Origin of the sequence: Buttiauxella brennerae ATCC 51605 (genome assembly GCF_001654925.1) — a bacterium.
Lineage (GTDB): Bacteria > Pseudomonadota > Gammaproteobacteria > Enterobacterales > Enterobacteriaceae > Buttiauxella > Buttiauxella brennerae.
Window position 1 is genome coordinate 64343 of the sequence record NZ_LXER01000032.1, and the last position, 19513, is coordinate 83855.

The following is a 19513-nucleotide window of genomic DNA, read 5'->3' on the forward strand; positions in this document are numbered from 1 at the left end:
GCGAAAATATCAGCCAGCTTAGGTTGGCTGATATGACATCCCCCCACTTATTTCCCCCTACAAAAAAATTCGTGCTGGAGGGGGTGCTCCTTCACTCCTAACAGAAAAATTTTTCATTTTCCTGGCAATATTTCTGCTTCTCATTCGTCTACCTCATCAGAAGCAATAATGAACTAATCTGATGAGGAGTAAAAATGATGAGAGATTTTGATATGCGTGGACATGGCCGGGAGCGCGGTCACGGATTCGGTGGTCACCCGATGGCTAAACCACTTCTGATGGGCATTGTGTTTATTGCCGCGTTGAGCCTGCTGGTGATGTCGCTGTGGAATGCACTGCTGCCTGCGATTATCGGCGTGAAAAGCATTGGTTTCTGGCAGGCGCTTGGGTTGCTGGCGCTGTGCCGTATTCTGTTCGGCGGCCTTGGGCTGCGTCCTGGGATGTTAGGTATGGGCCGGGAGCGCCGTCGTATGCATGAACGCTGGATGCAAATGACACCAGAGCAGCGCGACCAGTTTGTTCAACAGCGCCGCGGAGGATTCTGGCGTCATGGTCGCGGCCATTGCCATCATCGCGATGAGCGGCAGGGTGAGAATGAGCATTGCCGTCAGAAGCCGGATGATAACGCCCAGAAACCGACGCAAGCTGAGTGACGGCAATGAAAGCCGGGACGGCAGGACATTCTCGAGTCATGCTGGCGCTCAATGCGTGTCGCTCGAAGCTGAAAGCTTTTATCGTTGGCCGCACGCCGGTACGTGATGACGCAGACGATATCCTGCAAGAAGTGACATGGCAGTTGATGAAAGTGGAGCAACCGGTGGAGAACGTCGCCGCCTGGTTGTTTCGCGCCGCACGTAATGAAATGACCGACAGGGCACGCAAAAAGCGCGAGCTTCCGCTTTCTGATTATTATTCTGACGACGATGAGGGTTTTCTTCCGGAAGACGAACTGGCGGAAACGTTGTTTGGCGTGCCGCAGTCACCAGAAGACGAATATCTGAGCCAACTGCTCTGGGATGAGCTGGAAGATGCGATGTCGGAGCTTCCTGTGGCGCAGCGTGAGGCGTTCGAAAAAACCGAACTCCACGGCTACAGCTTTAAAGAGTTAGCGGAAGAAACAGGCATTAGCGTTCAGGCACTGTCATCCCGCAAGCACAAAGCCGTGCTTTATCTACGAATCCGTCTTCGCAATCTTTATGATGAGCTAACGGAAGACTGAGTGCGCAGAATCGGGTTTTTCTGAACTAAAAGCCCCCTGCCCGGAGTGGTGCAAGGGGTTGATTGAGCTTATTGTCCGACCCGCCACGCAACATCACGCATGGCATTGCGCGCTGCCTGGCTGATGCCACCAAGCTGGAAGAAGCCGTGGATCACACCGAGATAGCGTTGGCAGGTGGACTCAACGCCCTGGTCCATCAGGCACTCATGCAGCACCTCGCCTTCATTGCGAAGGGGGTCGTATTCAGCGGTGATGATATGCACCGGTGGCAGGCCTGCAAAATCTTCACGAAATAACGGGCTGGCTTCATCATCCATTGCGTCCAGAGCGGGCATATAGGCTTCGTAACCGGAAAGCAGCGTATCGCGGGTAATGATGTAGTCGTAGCCATTTTCCTGATAGCTGACAGATTCCGCCGTCGCGTCCAGCATCGGGTAAATCAGCACGAGGCGCGCAGGCAACCAGTTTCCCGCACTTTTCAGGCGCAGGGCGGTGACCAGGGCAATATGTCCACCGGCGCTGTCGCCCGCGAGCGTGATTCGTTCACGATCCACTTCCAGCTGTTCAGCCGCTTGCCAGATAGCGTCCGCTGCACGCTCAGCATCATCATGTGCTGCCGGATAAGTGTGCTCCGGTGCCACGCGATACTGAACGGCAATCACCCGGCAACCACTGTGATAGCAAAGCTGGCGTAACTGATTGTCATGGGTTTCAAACCCACCGCTGACAAAGCAACCGCCGTGGTAGTAGATCACGGCAGGAAGCGATCCGGTGGCATTGAGCGGGGAAAACATACGTAACGTGCAGCCATCAAGACAGATGTCTTTCACGTCGACCCGGGTTTCCGTGTCGCCCGCTAAAACCGTGCTGGCGATATACCCGGCGCGGCGTTCGGCAAAAGTTTGTTGACGTGAAGAAGGACGGCCAGAGTCGATGAATTCATCAACCAGCCCGGAAATTGCGGGTTCGAGGGACATACGGTGATCCTGTGTGATGACCAGGGCGGATAAGCCAAAGCTCACCGCCCTGGGAACTGATTACTCGCCTTCCCCTGGGAACAGGAAAGGATTGATGCTGCTGCGGGCAAAGCCTTCTTGCTCCATGCGCGCATCCAGCACCAGCGAAGCTAAATCGTCGGCCACGGCTTCCACTTTGGCATCTTTTTCCTGATAGAGGATCTTCAGGTAAGTGCCGCAGTCGCCACAGCTTTCCGCTTTAATCGCTGACTGTTCGCTTTCCAGCGACCAGTAGTTCAGGTCGCGGGTTTGCTCGCAGTTGCTGCATTTAATGCGCACCACATGCCATTCGGTTTCGCACAGGTTGCAGTGCAAATAACGCAGGCCACTGGTGCCACCGATTTGCACGACGCTGGATACCGGAATCGAACCACAAACCGGGCAGAACTGGCGTTGCTCGCCGTATTCCGCTTTCGCACGGCCCGGGATCAGGCTTGCCATTTGCGCCCAGTAGAGTGACAACGCCGCCCAAATGAACGGGGCTTTGTCGCTCGAAACCAGCGCAAAATCAGCGTTAAACAGCGCAGTCGCCATCTCTTCCAGTTCTTGCGAAGAGGCTTTTTCCAGGTTTTCGATAACCGCTAATGCCTGGCCGTCCATTTCTGGTTTCAACTCGGCAATCAGTGAATTCAGCAGGCGCTGCCAGTGCGGGTCACGCGGTAGCACGTGAATATCCAATGGCGGCTTACCCGTTTCAGACGCTTTCTGAATCAGATCGGTTAAATCCATTTGCAGCGGGTGGTCGTAGAGCACCACTTCCTGCGCATGGGCGATAAGTGCCGCAAAGCGCAAGAAATCGCCCAGCGGATTATCAGTCGCCAACTCGCGCAGGCGTTCTGCGCGGCGGTTGTAGAGGTTTTTCAGCCTTGGGAACAATAACGGCGGGATCATTTCCGCCGTGCGTTTATCGCTCTTCTCCAGCTGATCTTGCGGGATTATGCGAATACTCATTCCTGTCGTTTTTCCTGTTTTTGGCGAACTTCACGATACCATTTCGGATGGTGTTTCTTCGCCCAGGTCGTGGTGACCCAGCCTTCCACCATCGCAGTAATCGTGCCTTTCACCCAAAGGGCGGCGTAGATGTGGACCATAATAACCACAATCAGTGCCACTGCGGCAAATGAATGCACCATCAGGGCTACGCGAATCACCGGGATTGAGAAAGCAGGAGCGAAGTAAGGACGCCAGATAATCACGCCGCTCACCAGCAGTAACACCAGGAAAATAATCGCCGCCCAGAACACGCATTTCTGGCCGAAGTTATAACGCCCGGTATCACCCACTTCCTCGTTGACGATGATCTTACGAATATTCTTCGCCCAAAAGATATCATCCCGATTGATTAGGTTGTGGTGCCAGTAACGGAAAAACATGATGATAAACGAGGCAAACATCACCACACCGACGAACGGGTGGAGGATGCGCGCCAGCTGCGGCGTGCCGAGAACATGCATCAACCAGTTGAAGGAGGGGAAGAAAAAGCCCAGCCCGCTAATGGCCGCCAACATAAAGCAGAAGGCGGTTACCCAATGGTTGATGCGCTCAGGCGCGCTATAACGCTGAATAGTCACTTGTTTTTTCATGGTTTGCGCACCTCGTCATCCTCATGGTGCAAGTTATCGTCCTCTTCTTCGGCACGGTTCGGGCCGACACCCACATAGTGGAACACGCTGGCGGCAAAGGTTGCAGCAAAGCCAATGGCGGCCAGCGGCTTCCAGACACCTTTCCAGAATTTCACGGTTGGGCTGATGGACGGATTTTCCGGCAGGCCGTGATACAGCGTCGGCTTGTCCGCATGATGCAGCACGTACATGACGTGAGTGCCGCCAACGCCTTCCGGGTCGTACAATCCGGCGTTGTCGAAACCACGCGTTTTCAACTCAGCCACACGATCCCCCGCCAGCGTTTTCATATCCTCTTTCGAGCCGAAATGAATCGCCCCGGTTGGGCACGTTTTAACGCAAGCAGGCTCCTGGCCGACGGTCACACGGTCTACACACAAGGTGCATTTGTAGACACGGTTGTCCTCCGGGTTCAGGCGCGGCACGTCGAACGGGCAACCGGCGATACAGTAACCGCAGCCGATGCACTGTTCGGACTGGAAATCGACAATGCCGTTGGCGTACTGAATGATCGCACCTTCAGCCGGGCAGGCTTTCAGGCAGCCCGGATCCGCACAGTGCATACAGCCATCTTTGCGGATCAGCCATTCCAGCTTGTCGTTTTGCTCCACTTCCGAGAAACGCATCACCGTCCACGATTTCGCGGTCAGATCCGCCGGGTTGTCATACACCCCGACGTTGCTGCCGATCTCATCGCGCAGATCGTTCCACTCCGAACAAGCCACCTGGCAGGCTTTGCAGCCGATGCAGGTGGTCACGTCGATAAGTTTCGCGACCTCTTGCTGGTGATCCCGCGCCTGAGGCGCGGGCGTGAGGCCGTTGGTGGCGGAACGGCGGATAATATCTTGAGATTGATAAGCCATAATTCCTCTCCGCTACACCTTTTCCACATTGACCAGGAACGCCTTAAATTCAGGCGTTTGCGTGTTGGCATCACCGACAAATGGCGTCAGGGTGTTAGCGATAAAGCCTTTCTTCGCCACGCCTTCATAACCCCAGTGAATCGGAATACCGATGGTGTCCACTTTCTGGCCGTTCACATCGAGCTGGCGTATACGCTTGGTCACCACCGCTTTGGCTTTAATAAAGCCACGGTTGGAGGAGACTTTCACCGTGTCGCCGTGAGCAATACCGAGTGAATTTGCGAGCTTCTCGCCAATCTCGATAAACTGCTCTGGCTGCGCGATGGCGTTGAGTACCGCGTGTTTGGTCCAGTAGTGGAAGTGCTCGGTCAGACGATACGTGGTGCCGACATACGGGAACTTGTCGTGTTTTCCCATCGCTTCCAGGTCACCTTTAAACACGCGCGCCGCCGGGTTAGAAACCACGTTCGGGTGCAGCGGGTTGGTGCCAAGCGGTGTTTCAAACGGCTCGTAATGTTCAGGGAACGGCCCTTCCGCCATCTTGTCGATAGCAAACAGACGCCCTAAACCTTCCGGCTGCATGATGAATGGCCCAACGTCGGTGCCCGGTGCAGCAGTGCTGTAGTCGGCAATATCCGCGCCGCTCCACTTCGCGCCATCCCAGGAAATCAGGCGGCGTTTTTCATCCCACGGTTTACCTGCGGGATCAGCAGAAGCACGGTTATACAGAATGCGGCGGTTAAGCGGCCACGCCCAGGCCCAGCCTAGTGTGTTCCCTAAACCTGATGGGTCCGCGTTATCGCGGCGTGCCATCTGGTTACCGTCTGGCGTCCAGGAACCAGCGAAAATCCAGCAGCCACTGGAAGTGGTGCCGTCGTCGCGAAGTTGTGCAAACGAGCTGAGTTGCTGGCCTTTTTTCACCAGCACCGCGCCGGTTGCCGGGTCGACCACGTCCTGCAACGCTTTACCGTTGCTTTCCATCGCCACTTCTTCCGGCGCCGGGTTATCAGGCGTCTGGTAATTCCAGCTCATGTTCAGCACTTGCTCAGGCACCGCACCGCCTTCGGCCTGGTACATATGGCGCAGGCGGCTAAAGATACCCGCAAGGATTTCGCCGTCGTTCAGCGCTTCCCCTGGGGCGTCCGCACCTTTCCAGTGCCACTGCAACCAGCGGCCGGAGTTAACGATAGAACCGTTTTCTTCAGCAAAGCAGGTGGATGGCAGGCGGAACACTTCGGTCTGGATTTTCGACGGGTCGACATCGTTCATCTCGCCGTGGTTTTGCCAGAAGTTCGAGGTTTCAGTGTTCAGCGGGTCGATGGTCACGAGGAATTTCAACTTCGACAGTGACGCAATAACCTTGTTTTTATTCGGGAACGAGGCGACAGGGTTAAAGCCCTGGCACAGATAACCGTTCACGTGGCCCTGGTTCATCATCTCGAAATATTGCAGGACGTCGTAGCCCTTGTCCCACTTCGGCAACCAGTCATAACCCCAGCTGTTTTCCGCTGTGGCTTTGTCACCAAAGAAGGCTTTCATCATCGAAACGAAGAATTTCGGGTAGTTGCCCCAATAGTTGACCTGGCCTTCCAGCAGCGGTTTCGGCGTGTTGGCGGCAAGATAAGTCTGGAGATCGGCTTGTTTCTCGTTCGGCAGCGTCATGTAGCCCGGCAGGCTTTGTGACAGCAGGCCGAGGTCCGTCAGACCCTGAATGTTGGAGTGACCGCGCAGGGCGTTCACGCCACCGCCTGCCATTCCCATGTTGCCGAGCAGCAACTGAATCATCGCCATGGTGCGAATGTTCTGCGCGCCCACGGAGTGTTGCGTCCAGCCCAGCGCATACAAGAACGATGCGGTTTTATTTTTTGCGCTGGTTTCTGCGATGTATTCACAAACTTTCAGGAAATCATCTTTCGGGGTGCCGCAAATATTGGAAACCACATCTGGCGTGTAACGAGAAACGTGCTCTTTGAGCAGGTTCCATACGCAACGCGGGTGAGTCAGCGTCAGGTCGCGTTTGGCGAAACCTTTTTCGTCCAGCTCATAGTTCCAGGTGGTTTTGTCGTATTTACGGTTTGCCGCGTCGTAGCCCGAGAACAGGCCGTCTTCGAAGCTGTAATCCTCACGCACAATCAGATTGGCGTTGGTGTAAGCCTCAACGTATTCGCGGTTGAATTTATTGTTGTTTATCAGGTACAGCAGCACGCCTGACAGGAAAGCAATGTCAGAACCGGAACGAATCGGGGTGTAGAAATCCGCCACCGATGCAGTTCGCGTAAAGCGCGGATCGATAACAATCAGCTTCGCGCCGTTGTGGATTTTGGCTTCCATCGCCCAGCGGAACCCGACTGGATGCGCTTCTGCCGCGTTTCCACCCATCACAATAATGAGATCGGCGTTCTTGATATCAACCCAGTGGTTGGTCATCGCACCGCGACCAAATGTTGGAGCAAGACTTGCTACCGTTGGTCCGTGTCAGACACGCGCCTGGTTATCCACGGCTAACATGCCGAGGGCGCGGGAAAATTTCTGGGTTAAATAGCCTGTTTCATTACTGGAAGCGGATGCACACAACATGCCGGTGGAAAGCCAACGGTTGACCGTTGTTCCCTGGGCGTTCTGGGCAATAAAGTTCGCGTCGCGGTCAGCTTTCATCAGTTTGGCAATACGGTCAAATGCCGTTTCCCAACTGATCTGCTCCCACTTATCCGAGCCTGGTGCGCGGTAAGACGGGAATTTGAGACGGCTTTCACTGTGGATGAAATCCACAAGTCCTGCACCTTTAGGGCAAAGTGCACCACGGTTAACCGGGTGATCCGGGTCGCCTTCGATATGGAAGATAGATGCTTTGGCATTTTTCGCGCCGTCGCCGAGGCTATACATCAATAGCCCACAACCAACGGAACAGTATGTGCAGGTATTACGCGTTTCACGGGTGCGCAGCAATTTATATTGCCGTGTTTCCGCTAGTGCCACGCCTGGGGCAAAGCCCAATGCAGCTGCCGTAGTCCCTGCCATACCGCCAGCACAGATCTTAAAGAACTGTCTTCTGCTGACCTGCATGGGTGCTCCTTGTTTCGACATTTTTCACATGACTTATAAGTGTAATTTTTGCGGTTTGACCGATGAAGGTTCACAATCAAACCCAAACTGGAAATACCCCCTAATCCAATAGGGGTAGTGTTTCCAGAATACCACATTAGAATTAAGGCTGTTCCAATCAGGTTAAGACAAAGTGAACAATTCCAACTCAAATCAGAACAAATTTGTGAACGCCGTCACTGGCGCACGGACAATAGCGCTATGGCAGCGCCAGGATTTAGATCGGGCAAAAGATGACTGGCTGGCAGAAGAAGTCCCGGTGGCTCTGGTCTACAATGGCATTTCGCATGTGGTTATGATGGCATCGCCCAAAGATCTGGAACTATTTGCGTTAGGATTTTCTTTATCTGAAGGGATTATTGAGTCCCCGGCAGACATTTACGGAATTGATGTTTCGCCAGTGTGTAACGGCCTGGAAGTGCAAATTGAGCTCTCAAGCCGCCGCTTTATGGGGCTGAAAGAACGCCGCCGTTCTCTTGCCGGGCGCACTGGCTGCGGCGTTTGTGGAGTTGAGCAACTCAACGATATTGGCCGCCCAATCTCTCCCCTGCCGTTTACGCAAACATTCGACCTGAACAACCTTGATGCAGCCTTAAACCAGATGCGTGACTACCAGCCAGTCGGGCAACTCACCGGCTGCACGCATGCCGCACTCTGGCTTAATGAAAACGGCACTATTCTGGATGGCAAAGAAGACATTGGCCGCCACGTAGCGCTGGATAAACTGCTCGGCGCCCGTGGGCGTGAGGGTTGGCAAAACGGTGCAGTTTTAGTCTCAAGCCGCGCCAGCTATGAGATGGTGCAAAAATCTGCTCAGTGCGGCGTCGAAATTCTGTTTGCTGTATCTGCCGCCACCACGCTTGCCGTTGAAGTGGCAAGCCGTTGCAATCTGACGCTAATCGGTTTTAGCAAACCAGGCCGTGCGACGGTATATACCCATCCGCAGCGGTTGTGTTAACCAGTTGTACATTCCGTTACGTACCGACACCAATCACTCACTGAAGGTATTTGTTTATTGGAATAAAGTTATTTCAACGGGCCAGCAGGCCACACATAAACAAATACGAGACTATCAAAATGAAAAAAGTATTAACTCTGATTGCTGTTGCTGTAATGGGTCTGTCCTCTGCTGCTTTCGCTGCTGAAGCGACTGCTACACCGGCTCCTGCAAAACACACCACTACTGTGCACCACAAGAAACACCAGAAAGCAGCACCGGTAGCTCAGAAAGCGCAAGCGGCTAAAAAGCACCACAAAAAAGCCACTACCACTGCAACTCCAGCAGCACCGCAGAAAGCCCAGGCTGCTAAAAAGCACCACAAAAAAGCAGAGACCACTGCAACTCCAGTAGCGCCACAGAAAGCTCAGGCTGCTAAAAAGCACCACAAAAAAGCAGCTGCACCAGTAGCGCCAGCAGCAAAACCAGCGGTTAAACCAGCTGCATAAGTTGCAATGAAATCCCTCTTAATTAGAAACACCCGGCTTGCCGGGTGTTTTTTTATCAAATCGGAAACGCTGGTAAAGCGCTATCGGTTTGAAATTATCCTTACACTTGTCATTCTTTACGGCATGGTGGCTGTCAGCCTTTTTCTTTAATTCTTACGCCAGCAAAGCCATAAACTCGTCATAACTTTTCAGCCCGCTAATCGTCTGCGGCTCACAACCATTCAGCGCGTTTGCCAGATAGCTAAATATTTTCAACTCCTGCCGTGATGCACTACTGGTGCATGCCAACAGCAGGTGCCACACCATTTGGTTATTCACCATAACTGGCTGCGCCAGGCGAATAAAATACCCGCGAAATTTTTCACTCGACTCGCTCCAGCAATGGGGAATGGCGATGTGGTTGACCACCAGATTTTGCCCTTCGGATTCGCGCTGATAAACACGCTGCGCGTCGCCCTGGTGCAATAACTTCTCATTCACCAACCGCGCACAAATTTGCTCGATGACGTCGAGCCAGTTTTCATCAGACCGATTGGCGTATAAAAAACTCAATTCTTCAGGAATAAATAGCGGCAGCTTCTGCTTGATCAGCGCATATTCCAGCTTCTCTTTCAGTAGGTTAATTCCCGCCTGGCCGATGATATTTTTGATGGTAATGGTTTCTATCGGAAAATCATTCAGTGCAAAGTGACTATTGTTGATAACTAAAACCGGGGTGATTTCTTCACTCAACGCCCGCAGCCGATCGGGCGTCCGGGCGATAACCACCCGGCAGTTCAACAGTTCGCGCTCAATCGCCATTTGGTTGATGGTGGCAATGGCATTTTGCGCAGCAAGCAAAACAATGGTGTGCTTTTCGCCCTGGTTGCGCTCCAGCGCACAGGCGAAATACAGGCCCACCAGATCGCTGTCGTAAATCTCGATATTGAGCCGCTGCCTTATCTGGTTTATCAGCCCGATACTGAGATCAAAAGCCACAGGCCATGCCGCTTTCAGGTTATTCATCGAACCCTGTCGGCTTTCCTGCAGCCACACCGGGCAAGCAGCACAACGCGCGATATGTGCGGTTAAATCGACAATCAACTGTTGGTCATACTCCTCAAGCCCATGCGCCTGCCAAAGTTGGCCGACCAGTTCGTTGATTGCCGGTTCGTTGATGCTTAATGCCCTTTCGCGCAGCAGGTTTGTCAGCGCATCGGCTTCACGTAATGAAGGTTCGGAAAGGTACATCCCTGCGGCGTCGTAAACGGCACGAAAAGTATCGGCATTGCCGTTTTCGGGTTCAGCGCCCTGATTGCGTAACGTATAAACCGCTACCAGCAGCGACGCCATAAATTCTGGGTTATCACTTTTACCAGTCAATTGTTGTTGAAGCGCAAAAAACTCAGTCTCAGCGCCAGCAATCTGCGGATCTTTTTTAACAAGATTCGCCAGAATGATCAGTTTCTTACGGCGCGGTTCATCGACAAAATGCCCGGAATTCGGTTTGCTGGTAATTGTGAACCAACGTTCATAGCGCAGCTTGAGACGGGTCAGTTTATCGTTAACGATTTTCTCAGGCAGGTTGAGCGTTTCCGCCAGCTGCAAGCGGGTGACGAACGGGTTGGTAAGCAGCAGGAAAAGCATACGATCATCATTATCATGGCGCTGTAACTGCATGAAATAACTGCGTCTGTCGAAGATATCTAACTGATAACCGTTCGGCGTGGTGATAATGTGTGCGGTGCCGCTGAGGGTGAAATTAAGATAATCAATGTCACGCAAAACGGTGCGGCTCGACACATTTAACCCACGCGATAACGCCACCATTGTGAGGGACTGGTTTTCCAGTTTTTCCAGCAGAGATAACTGACGTTCGTTGAGCATTTCCGATGCACCGAGCCGAAGAAGAGAAGGTCGACGCTAACGCCAACCCTCCCTCTAAGGCAATCTTAAATTGTCTTTAAATATAATTATTTAGCTCATGAATGAATTCAGAATTTATATTCTCCAGAAGATGTTTGATCACCCCAAATGCAGCTTCATAATCGCGCGCTGAAATCATTGAGCTGTTGGCATGGAGATAGCGCGTTGGCAGGCACAGCGACATCACCGGCCGCCCGCCGCCCATGACGTTAAAACGCCCGCCGTCGGTGGCTCCGGTTTTCATGGTGCAGAACTGAACGGGCGCGTTGGCAGCTTTGCTGCTTTCCTTGAGTGCCGCGACCAGTTTTTGGTTGGGGAAATAGCGTTTATCAAACAGCATCACAGCCGGGCCGCACCCGAGTTTAAGCGGAAACTTAATCGGATCGATGCCGGGAATATCTCCGGCCACGGCGGTATCGAGCACAATCACCACATCTGGCTTCACACACTCTGCGGCAGTCTGTGCACCACGTAGGCCCACTTCTTCTTCTACGGTCGCAATGCCATAAAGTGTGATATCCGGGTTATTCACCGCCTGAAACAGTTCAGCCATTAACGCGCAGCCCGCCCGGTTATCCAGCGCTTTAGCGGTAATTTTATCGTCACCCCAGCGGGCAAAATTCGCTTCCGGGTTAATAAAATCACCCACCTCAATACCACGTTCCGCAACCTCTTCCCGGCTGCAGGCGCCGATATCAATAAACATTTCGTCGTGGGCCATCGGCTGCTGTTTTTGTTTTTCACTCAGCGCGTGCGGCGCAACAGAACCAATCAGGCCGGGGATTTTTTCGCCGCTGCGGGTGCGCACCGTCACGCGGTGGTTCAGCATCGACTGGTTCCACCACGAGCCGATGGTGTCGAACCAGATAAAACCCTGCTCGCTAATGTGCTTCACCATAAAGCCCACTTCATCCATATGGCCGACTATCGCGACTTTCGGCCCGCGGTTGCCTTTGCGGGCGACAAAACTGCCCAGCCCGTCAAAGGTGATTTCGTCTGCGCAGCTGCGCAGCTCACGCGCCAGTACCTGGCGAACTTCTTGTTCATCGCCACTCACGGCGCTGGCATCGGAAAGGTTTTTCAGCAGATCAATGTTCATGGGCAACGTCCTGTTTTGCAGCAAGTTTGCGGGCGGAGTGCTTCAGCCACGCCCCTTTAAGCACGATGATGAGCGTAATGTTCAATGCGAGTCCTGCGGCAAGCACCGCATAAAACGGAATAGCCGGCGACATCAGGCCAATCAGCGGGTCGAATACGCCAAGGCCTGGTGCCAGGCGTTGAATGCCAAAAGCGATAACCAGCATGCCAGTGATGCCGCCGCTCAAAGTATTCGCGGTGATCATCGGCAAAGGCGCGGCCAACGCATATGGGATTGCAGGCTCTGTGGCGACGGTTGCGCCCACCACAATCGCGCTGCCTGCGGCGTCTTTTTCCTGTTGGGTAAATAATTTTGGCGCAATAAACGTGGCGATACCGGCGGCCATCGGTGGCATTAGCGCGACGACACCGACAATCGCGTACCAGTCATAAATGTGTTTTTCGAGCAGCGAGAAGCAGAAGAACCATGCGGTTTTATTGATTGGGCCGCCCATATCAAACGCCAGCATCGCACCGACAAGGAATGCCGCAACCAATTTCATCGACGGCGGAATGGTATTCAGGAAGTGCAGCAGGCCATCCATGATGCTCGCCATAAATGGCCCAACCACGTAGTACGTCAGCACACCGAAAACCAGCAGCGTAACAAACGGGATCAGCATCGAACCAAGCAACGGCTGCAGCGCTTTACCCAGTTTCACTTTGCGGAAGTAACGCACGAAGTAGCCAATCGCTAGCCCCAGTACCACCGCGCCGAGGAAACCCGCGCCAGACTGCGTGCCGAGCAATCCCTTGTCATTCGCCAGATAGCAAACCAGAAACGCCGGGGCAAATGCGGGTTTATCGCTTATCGACCACGCAATGTACGCGCCCATAATCGGAATCATAAATTTGAAACCGAGATAGCCGATAGATTCGATCACCCAGCTAAACGACGGCGCGCCTTTGCTCATGTCCTGATACGGCAGACCAAATTGCACCAGCATATTGGCGAGTGCCACCAGAATACCGCCACCTATCACGAACGGCAGCGCAGCAGAAACACCCGCCATCAGCTGGCTCATCACGCTGCCCTGCTTCACTTCCTGATTGCCCAGTTTTACGCCGCTATCAGCCGCAAAAAGTTTTGAATGTGTAGGCAACTGCTCGAATATCTGGTTAATGTTTTTCAGCGCTTGTGAAATCGCCAGCTCATAGACTTTTTTCCCGGCGAAACGGGCGCGATCCTCTTCATTCAACCCGCGCCCAATGGCGAGAATAACGTAGTCTGCCGCGGTGATTTCATCATCCAGCAGACGGTTTTCAACACCGCTGGAACCCTGGGTTTCGACTTTAATGCTGTGTCCAAGCGCACGGGCTTTTTGCTCCAGCGCTTCCGCCACCATGTATGTGTGGGCGATGCCTGCTGGGCAGTTGGTGATCGCGACAATTTTCAGAGAGGCTTCCATCGCATAGTCCTCAGGAAAGAGTTTGATTAAGCAGCGCGGATACGTCCTGTGCACTGCCAGTCTTAAGCTGCTGGATAAAATCCTGATGGATAATTTTGCGGCACAGCATGGAGATAACGTTCACCTGCTCATCGCCGCCAATCTCGGGAATACCTATGCAAATCCAGCAGTTAACGCCTTCTTCATCCATCGCTTTCCAGTCGATGTCCGTCGAACTTCTGGCAAACAGAACGAATGGCTTTGCCACTGCCGGGCTTTTACCGTGCGGCACAGCCACACCGGAACCAAAGCCGGTGGAATGGTTCTGCTCGCGCAGCAACAGGGTTTGCAAAAAGGTTTGTTTATCGGTGACATAACCAAGGTCAGCCGCCATGGTTGCCAAGTTTTTCAGCACCGAATACGCGCTGTTTCCACCGATATTCAGGTTGATGGCTGCGGGATTAAGAAAGGACATGAAATCGCTCCGTCGAAGATTCAGAGCGTTATTGTAGAAAGTTAAGGCGCTGCAAATAACGACGGATATGTCACTGCTGCTGTGACATATCCGCAATCATTAAAGGTGTGATTTTGTGGGCAGGTGCACGTTCCGGGAAACTCACACCTCTTTTGAAATCAGCTCCATTTCTTTGCGCGTATAGACAATATGGTTGTCCGGTATATCTTTGTTAACAAAAGACATCGCGCCAATGGTGACATTCGAACCGATAGTAATATCACCAATAATGCAGCTGTTAGCCCCCACATTCACATTATCGCCAATGACTGTTTTACCCTTGTCACCACGCGTTTTCTGCCCGATGGTAATGCTCTGGCGTAGAACAATATTTCTACCAATCTCACAATCAGGGCGAATAACCAGCCCCGGGAAATGCCGGATCTCCAACCCTTCGGCAATAGTCGCCAGTGGGGAAATATCTATAGCGTATTCACGATTTAACTTGATCAGCTTTTTCTTCGCATAGCGGGAGAGAAAACCTTTTTTGGCTTTAAAAAAATATCCCCAAAGACGAAACCAAAAATAGAAACGGCGATCGGGACATTTCCAGGCCCGATGAATGACTCGCATCCATGAAAAAGCGCGGTCGCTTTTAAGAACTTCTTTTTGCAGGCATTTCTTCAGATGTGAGTACATAAAAAACCATGATTCTAAACAGGATATGAATATCCTATCGCAGATTGTTTATCGACCCTAGCGCTGGAATGGCGTACATTTTTTATCCTCAGACTCGAATGAAGGCCGGTAATTTAAGGATAAGGACATGTCAGTAAGAAGAAGAATGGAAGTGGGTGAACTCTACACAGACCACTGCGAAGGGCTGCCGGAAGAGCGCCGCGCCGGGAAAGAGCTGGTCTACGACTACAACCTGACGCGCCCTTCACAGGAAGCGCGCCGTGCGGAGTTGCTCCAGGAATTATTTGGCGATATAGGTGAGAACGGTTGGATTGAGCCGCCCCTGCGCGTGGCTTATGGCAGCCACACTCATATCGGCAAAAACTTCTACGCCAACTTTAATCTCGTTCTGGTGGACGATGCCACCATCACGATTGGCGATGACGTGATGGTTGCGCCGAACGTGACAATTTCTACCGCGGGCCACCCTATCGACCCGGAAATCCGCATCACAGGGCAACAGTTTTCGCGCCCCGTCACGATTGAGGATAACGTCTGGCTGGGAACGGGCGTGATGATTAATCCAGGCGTGGTTATAGGCCGCAATAGCGTGATCGGTGCCGGTAGCGTGGTGACAAAATCCATTCCGCCGAACGTGGTCGCAGCGGGTGTGCCTTGCCGGGTGCTGCGTGAAATTACCGCGGAAGATAAATTGGCTTTTGCCGGTTAGTCATCCCCTTTTAAATTGTAAAGACGGATAAGGTTTATCCGTCTTTACGCCAGTTTATTTTTGCCATCTAAATTAAACCCTTCCCTTTTCAGCCATATAAAAATGCGTTAGCAGTCACATTTTTGAAAGCTAATAAATACCCATCAAAACGAAACACACGCCGAAATTATTATTTTCACCCGCCAAGATTAATCCATTGAAATATAGAATATTTTCAACAAAAGTTCAGTTACCCACACTCAACAAAATGTGATGAATACCACAAAAAATAGCAATAAAAACTCTCTGTCAATTTCCCTAAGCCTCAAATGAATCCTGTTTTTGTGACATCCATTGCAAATCCAAGTCTTGTTTAAAGGGAAAAATGTCTGCAAGCAAATAAACGAGGCGAGCGTCATGAGAATCGGCATGGTAATTAGCGGCGGTGATGTCACGGGAATAAATAACTTTGTTTTTCAGATTTCCCGACTGGCACAAGCAGAAATCGTTTTGTTTAACGGTGGCATTCCTGGTTTGTTGCAGAATAATCACCAGGCTATATCCGTACGGGATCTAGTGGATTTTTCTGTCGCTGCCATTCCGATTATGTCTTCAGGAAGAACGAGTCGTAAATTAATGGGCAGTGAATATGAAACTGTCGCCAGACACTTAAAGTCCTCACATATTGATGTGCTTATTATGGCAGGTGGAGATGGCTCCTTACAGTTTCTGAATAACCTTAGCGAATATGGTGTGAATTGTTTCGGCGTCGGCATGACCATCGATAATGATGTTTACGGCAGTGATTACACCATTGGTTTTTCAACCGCCTGCGAACAAGTGATTAAAGAAGTCGGCAAACTTCGTAATACAGGGCGAGCTTTGCCGGGGCGTGTTTTTATGGTGGAACTGCTGGGCGGTTACTGCGGCGAGCTGACGCTGCAATCGGCAATTAAAAGCAACGCTGATTTTGCGCTAATTCCCGAGTGCCAACAGGCTTTAAGCGAACTGGCACACAAGATTAGCGCACGCCTTGAGACACAAAACAGCGTCGTGATTTTGTGCTCAGAAGGTTACACCAAAGAATATTCCCCCGGTTTCCAGGGGGCGATTGACACCATGATTAAACAGCTTGAACCGAAAATTGGCGTACGAATTCGTAAGTCGATTATTGGTTATAGCTTGCGTAACGGTGACCCTACCTGCGAGGAAATCTATCAGGGCACGATTATGGCAAGTGAAGTCGTTCGTTGTATCCAGTCCGGTATGAGAAATAAAGCCATTATTATTAATTCGAGTAACAAACCGATCCCTATAGATTTAATCAGTATGCAAAAACGCCTCGTCGACACCGAAGGGCATCATTATAAATTAGCGAAGCAGCTCAATATTATTTGAGGAGACTTTCAATGCTTAAAATTCTTTGTGTATGTGGCTGCGGTTTAGGTTCCAGTTTCGCCATTGAAATGGCTGCAACTGCCGTACTTAAAAAACTTCAGATTCCGGCAGAAATTGATCACACCACAGTATCAGAAGCGGGGGCCTTTAAATCTGACATTATTTTAACGCAAAAAACGTTCGCCGATATTTTAACGGCCGATGCCAGCGAGGAAGAAATTAAACGCGTCATTGTGCTGCACCGCCTCACGGATAAAGACGAAATCGAACAAAAGATTGTCGCCTTTTTAAAAGATCGCAATGTGAAGGTATTCGACCATGAATAGCATCATTAACTTTATTGTTAAAGACCTGCTAGGACAGGCATCAATATTGATTGCCTTTATTGCCATGCTCGGTCTTTTGCTGCAAAAAAAATCAAAGGGTAAAGTCGCGGAAGGGACGTTTAAAACGCTGCTTGGTTTTTTAATCATGATGGCGGGTATCAACATTATTGTCGATACGCTCACTTTCTTGAACGATATCTTCACCCACGGCTTTGGTATGAAAGGCTACATCACCGATGTGGCAGCTATTGCCGGCCTTGCAAACCGCGAGCTGGGTTCCGAAGTGGCACTCACGCTAATGGTGATATTTATCGTCAACATCATCATTGCCCGTATCACGCCGTTTAAATACATCTTTCTCACTGGGCAAGCACTGCTTTGGATGGCAACGATTGGTGCAGTGATCGGCTATAAAGCCGGGCTGACTGGGCTACCGTTGATTCTTACTGGTGGGATCTTCGGTGGAATTATGGCTGTGTTGATGCCTGCTCTCGCTCAACCCGTAGTGCGCCGGATTACCGGTTCTGACGATGTAGCTCTGGGTCACTTCTGCACTATTGGTTATCTGGTGCAGGCTGCGGTGGCGAAGGTTGTCGGCAAAGGTTCTAAATCTACCGAAGATCTGGTGCTGCCGGATAACTTCAAATTCTTGCAAGATACTTACCTTTCGATGGCCGTGGTGATGATCCCTATGTACCTCATCCCGGCGCTGGCGGCTGGCCCGGAATACATCGGCCAATACTCTCACGGCGTGAATTACCTGATGTTTGCCTTTATGCAGGCGATTCAGTTTGTTGCCGGGGTATTCGTACTCTACAGCGGTGTGCGTCTACTGCTTAACGAGTTGGTGCCTGCGTTCCGTGGTATTGCGATGCGTATCGTGCCTGATGCCAAACCTGCGCTGGACTGCCCGGTTCTGTTCCCTTACGCCCCCAATGCCGTGATTGTTGGTTTCCTGGCCACCACCGTCGGCTCCATCATCGGCATGATTGTCTTCCCAATGTTCGGCCTGGCAATGATTCTGCCTGGTTTGTTAACCAACTTCTTTGCTGGCGGCACCGCAGGGATTTTCGGTAACGCAATGGGCGGCAGACGCGGCGCAATCATCGGCGGTGTAGTGCACGGCCTGTTTATTACCTTCCTTCCTGCCATCCTGGTGCCAATGCTTGAAAGCTACGGCTTTACCGGTGTGACTTTCAGCGATTCAGATGTGATCAGTAGTGGCCTGATTTTGGGGCATGTCTTCCAGAATAACTGGACGTTTGTCGGCTTATTCATCCTGTTCGTAGCGCTTATCGCCTGGTTCGTGAATGGCAAATCAACCAAACCTCAAGAGGAAAAAGCACATGAGTCTGTATAACTTCCCGGATTTATTACAGGTAGCCAAAGAGCGTAAATTTAAAGCGGTAGGCTCCTTTAATTTGCACTGTCTTGAAATGCTGCCCGCTTATTTTAAAGCTGCCAAAGCAACCAATAGCCCGTTAATGATTCAAATTTCCACCGGGACTGCAGAATATTTAGGTTATCGTTTATTAGTCGATTCAATTCGTTCTTTATCCGAAAGCCAGCAAATACCAACCTGCTTGCATTTGGATCACTGCTCAGATATTGAGTCCATTAAAACAGCCATCGATGCAGGGTTTAGTTCAGTAATGTATGACGGTTCCCATCTGGACATGGCGGATAATATTGCTAATACACGTAAGGTTATTGATATTGCCCGCCCGCGTAATATCTCAGTAGAAGCAGAACTGGGAGCGATTGGCGGCTCAGAAGATGGCAAAGCGGTCGCCATGGAAGATATTTGCTTTACCACCACCGAAGATGCCAAACGTTTCGTTGATGAAACCGGGGTGGATATGTTGGCGGTGTCCGTCGGTACGGTACACGGCCTGTATACCGGCAAAGCGAAAATTCAGCATCAACGCCTGGCGGATATCAGCGAAGTGACCAAAACTCCGCTGGTACTGCACGGTGGCACGGGTGTTAGCGATGAAGATATGCGCCGCGCCGTCGCCGGAGGCATTGATAAAGTGAACGTTGGCACCGAAATGAATGTGCAATGGGTCGGGCACTGCAAAGAAACCTTCGAGAAGGGCAAAGTGAATGACAGCGTGCGCAAATTTTTAATACCAGCAAATGATGCAGTCGCTGCTGTATTAATCGAAAAGATCGCATTATTTAAATAAAGCAGGCGTTATCCTCTACTCTTCATTGTAACCCTGGTTGCGTGGCAACCGTCGGGCGGGA

At 51.6% G+C, this 19513-nt stretch carries 19 protein-coding genes and 1 pseudogene; 10 read left to right on the forward strand and 10 right to left on the reverse strand.

Annotated features, from left to right (window positions below; genetic code table 11):
* Positions 1-197: 197 nt before the first annotated feature.
* Both M975_RS17530 and M975_RS17535 read left to right on the forward strand, forming a co-directional pair.
* Positions 198-653 carry a hypothetical protein gene (locus tag M975_RS17530; protein WP_064561387.1) on the forward strand — a complete coding sequence of 152 codons (456 nt, stop codon included), beginning with the start codon at positions 198-200 and terminating at the stop codon, positions 651-653.
* 5 nt (positions 654-658) lie between these two features.
* The gene (locus M975_RS17535) at positions 659-1219 is read left to right on the forward strand and encodes an RNA polymerase sigma factor (RefSeq protein WP_064561180.1); all 561 of its coding nucleotides are present in this window, start codon (positions 659-661) and stop codon (positions 1217-1219) included.
* A 68-nt stretch (positions 1220-1287) separates the two neighbouring features.
* On the opposite strand, the gene M975_RS17540 is transcribed toward M975_RS17535, so the two are convergent.
* Genes M975_RS17540 through fdnG form a run of 5 tightly spaced genes read right to left on the reverse strand, consistent with a single transcriptional unit; the run spans position 1288 to position 7783 of the window.
* Positions 1288-2196: an alpha/beta hydrolase gene (locus tag M975_RS17540; protein WP_064561181.1), complete on the reverse strand. Its 909-nt coding sequence runs from the start codon at positions 2194-2196 to the stop codon at positions 1288-1290.
* 60 nt (positions 2197-2256) lie between these two features.
* Positions 2257-3186: a formate dehydrogenase accessory protein FdhE gene (gene fdhE, locus M975_RS17545; protein ID WP_064561182.1), complete on the reverse strand. Its 930-nt coding sequence runs from the start codon at positions 3184-3186 to the stop codon at positions 2257-2259.
* The gene (gene fdoI, locus M975_RS17550; RefSeq protein ID WP_064561183.1) at positions 3183-3818 is read right to left on the reverse strand and encodes a formate dehydrogenase cytochrome b556 subunit; all 636 of its coding nucleotides are present in this window, start codon (positions 3816-3818) and stop codon (positions 3183-3185) included. The genes fdhE and fdoI overlap by 4 nt, the downstream gene beginning before the upstream one ends.
* Positions 3815-4720 carry a formate dehydrogenase subunit beta gene (gene fdxH / locus M975_RS17555; protein ID WP_064561184.1) on the reverse strand — a complete coding sequence of 302 codons (906 nt, stop codon included), beginning with the start codon at positions 4718-4720 and terminating at the stop codon, positions 3815-3817. Before fdxH ends, fdoI begins: the two co-directional genes overlap by 4 nt.
* Before the next feature lie 12 nt (positions 4721-4732).
* Positions 4733-7783: a formate dehydrogenase-N subunit alpha gene (fdnG, locus tag M975_RS17560; RefSeq protein ID WP_157093406.1), complete on the reverse strand. Its 3051-nt coding sequence runs from the start codon at positions 7781-7783 to the stop codon at positions 4733-4735.
* A 172-nt stretch (positions 7784-7955) separates the two neighbouring features.
* Here fdnG and fdhD point away from each other — a divergent pair, with 172 nt between their 5' ends.
* The 3 genes from fdhD to ydgU all read left to right on the forward strand — a co-directional run bounded on the left by fdhD (position 7956) and on the right by ydgU (position 9418).
* A complete protein-coding gene (gene fdhD, locus M975_RS17570; protein ID WP_064561186.1) occupies positions 7956-8780 on the forward strand; it encodes a formate dehydrogenase accessory sulfurtransferase FdhD in 825 nt (274 codons plus the stop codon).
* Between the two features lie 119 nt (positions 8781-8899).
* Positions 8900-9268 carry an acid resistance repetitive basic protein Asr gene (gene asr, locus M975_RS17575; protein WP_064561187.1) on the forward strand — a complete coding sequence of 123 codons (369 nt, stop codon included), beginning with the start codon at positions 8900-8902 and terminating at the stop codon, positions 9266-9268.
* A 6-nt stretch (positions 9269-9274) separates the two neighbouring features.
* Complete coding sequence (gene ydgU, locus M975_RS23645) at positions 9275-9418, forward strand: small membrane protein YdgU (RefSeq protein WP_483413590.1); 144 nt, start codon at positions 9275-9277, stop codon at positions 9416-9418.
* Between the two features lie 3 nt (positions 9419-9421).
* Here the strand turns inward: ydgU and M975_RS17580 are convergent, their stop codons facing one another.
* The 5 genes and pseudogenes from M975_RS17580 to M975_RS17600 all read right to left on the reverse strand — a co-directional run bounded on the left by M975_RS17580 (position 9422) and on the right by M975_RS17600 (position 14851).
* Complete coding sequence (locus tag M975_RS17580; protein WP_064561188.1) at positions 9422-11134, reverse strand: putative frv operon regulatory protein; 1713 nt, start codon at positions 11132-11134, stop codon at positions 9422-9424.
* A gap of 150 nt (positions 11135-11284) precedes the next feature.
* Positions 11285-12272 (reverse strand): annotated as a pseudogene (locus M975_RS17585) (aminopeptidase); the annotation flags it as partial.
* Positions 12262-13719: a PTS fructose-like transporter subunit IIBC gene (locus tag M975_RS17590; RefSeq protein ID WP_064561190.1), complete on the reverse strand. Its 1458-nt coding sequence runs from the start codon at positions 13717-13719 to the stop codon at positions 12262-12264. The gene M975_RS17590 and the pseudogene M975_RS17585, both read right to left, overlap by 11 nt.
* A gap of 10 nt (positions 13720-13729) precedes the next feature.
* Complete coding sequence (locus tag M975_RS17595; protein ID WP_064561191.1) at positions 13730-14173, reverse strand: PTS fructose transporter subunit IIA; 444 nt, start codon at positions 14171-14173, stop codon at positions 13730-13732.
* Positions 14174-14314: 141 nt separating this feature from the next.
* On the reverse strand, positions 14315-14851 hold the full coding sequence (locus M975_RS17600; RefSeq protein ID WP_064561192.1) for a serine acetyltransferase: 537 nt from the start codon (positions 14849-14851) through the stop codon (positions 14315-14317).
* 127 nt (positions 14852-14978) lie between these two features.
* On the opposite strand from M975_RS17600, the gene M975_RS17605 reads away from it, so the two are divergent.
* The 5 genes from M975_RS17605 to M975_RS17625 all read left to right on the forward strand — a co-directional run bounded on the left by M975_RS17605 (position 14979) and on the right by M975_RS17625 (position 19452).
* A complete protein-coding gene (locus M975_RS17605) occupies positions 14979-15560 on the forward strand; it encodes a maltose acetyltransferase domain-containing protein (protein ID WP_064561193.1) in 582 nt (193 codons plus the stop codon).
* 396 nt (positions 15561-15956) lie between these two features.
* The gene (locus M975_RS17610) at positions 15957-16937 is read left to right on the forward strand and encodes a 6-phosphofructokinase (protein ID WP_064561194.1); all 981 of its coding nucleotides are present in this window, start codon (positions 15957-15959) and stop codon (positions 16935-16937) included.
* An 11-nt stretch (positions 16938-16948) separates the two neighbouring features.
* Positions 16949-17263 carry a PTS sugar transporter subunit IIB gene (locus M975_RS17615; protein WP_034460367.1) on the forward strand — a complete coding sequence of 105 codons (315 nt, stop codon included), beginning with the start codon at positions 16949-16951 and terminating at the stop codon, positions 17261-17263.
* Positions 17256-18623, forward strand: a complete 1368-nt coding sequence (locus M975_RS17620) for a PTS sugar transporter subunit IIC (RefSeq protein ID WP_064561195.1) — start codon at positions 17256-17258, stop codon at positions 18621-18623. Before M975_RS17615 ends, M975_RS17620 begins: the two co-directional genes overlap by 8 nt.
* Complete coding sequence (locus M975_RS17625; protein ID WP_034499299.1) at positions 18610-19452, forward strand: class II fructose-bisphosphate aldolase; 843 nt, start codon at positions 18610-18612, stop codon at positions 19450-19452. The genes M975_RS17620 and M975_RS17625 overlap by 14 nt, the downstream gene beginning before the upstream one ends.
* Positions 19453-19513 lie beyond the last annotated feature (61 nt).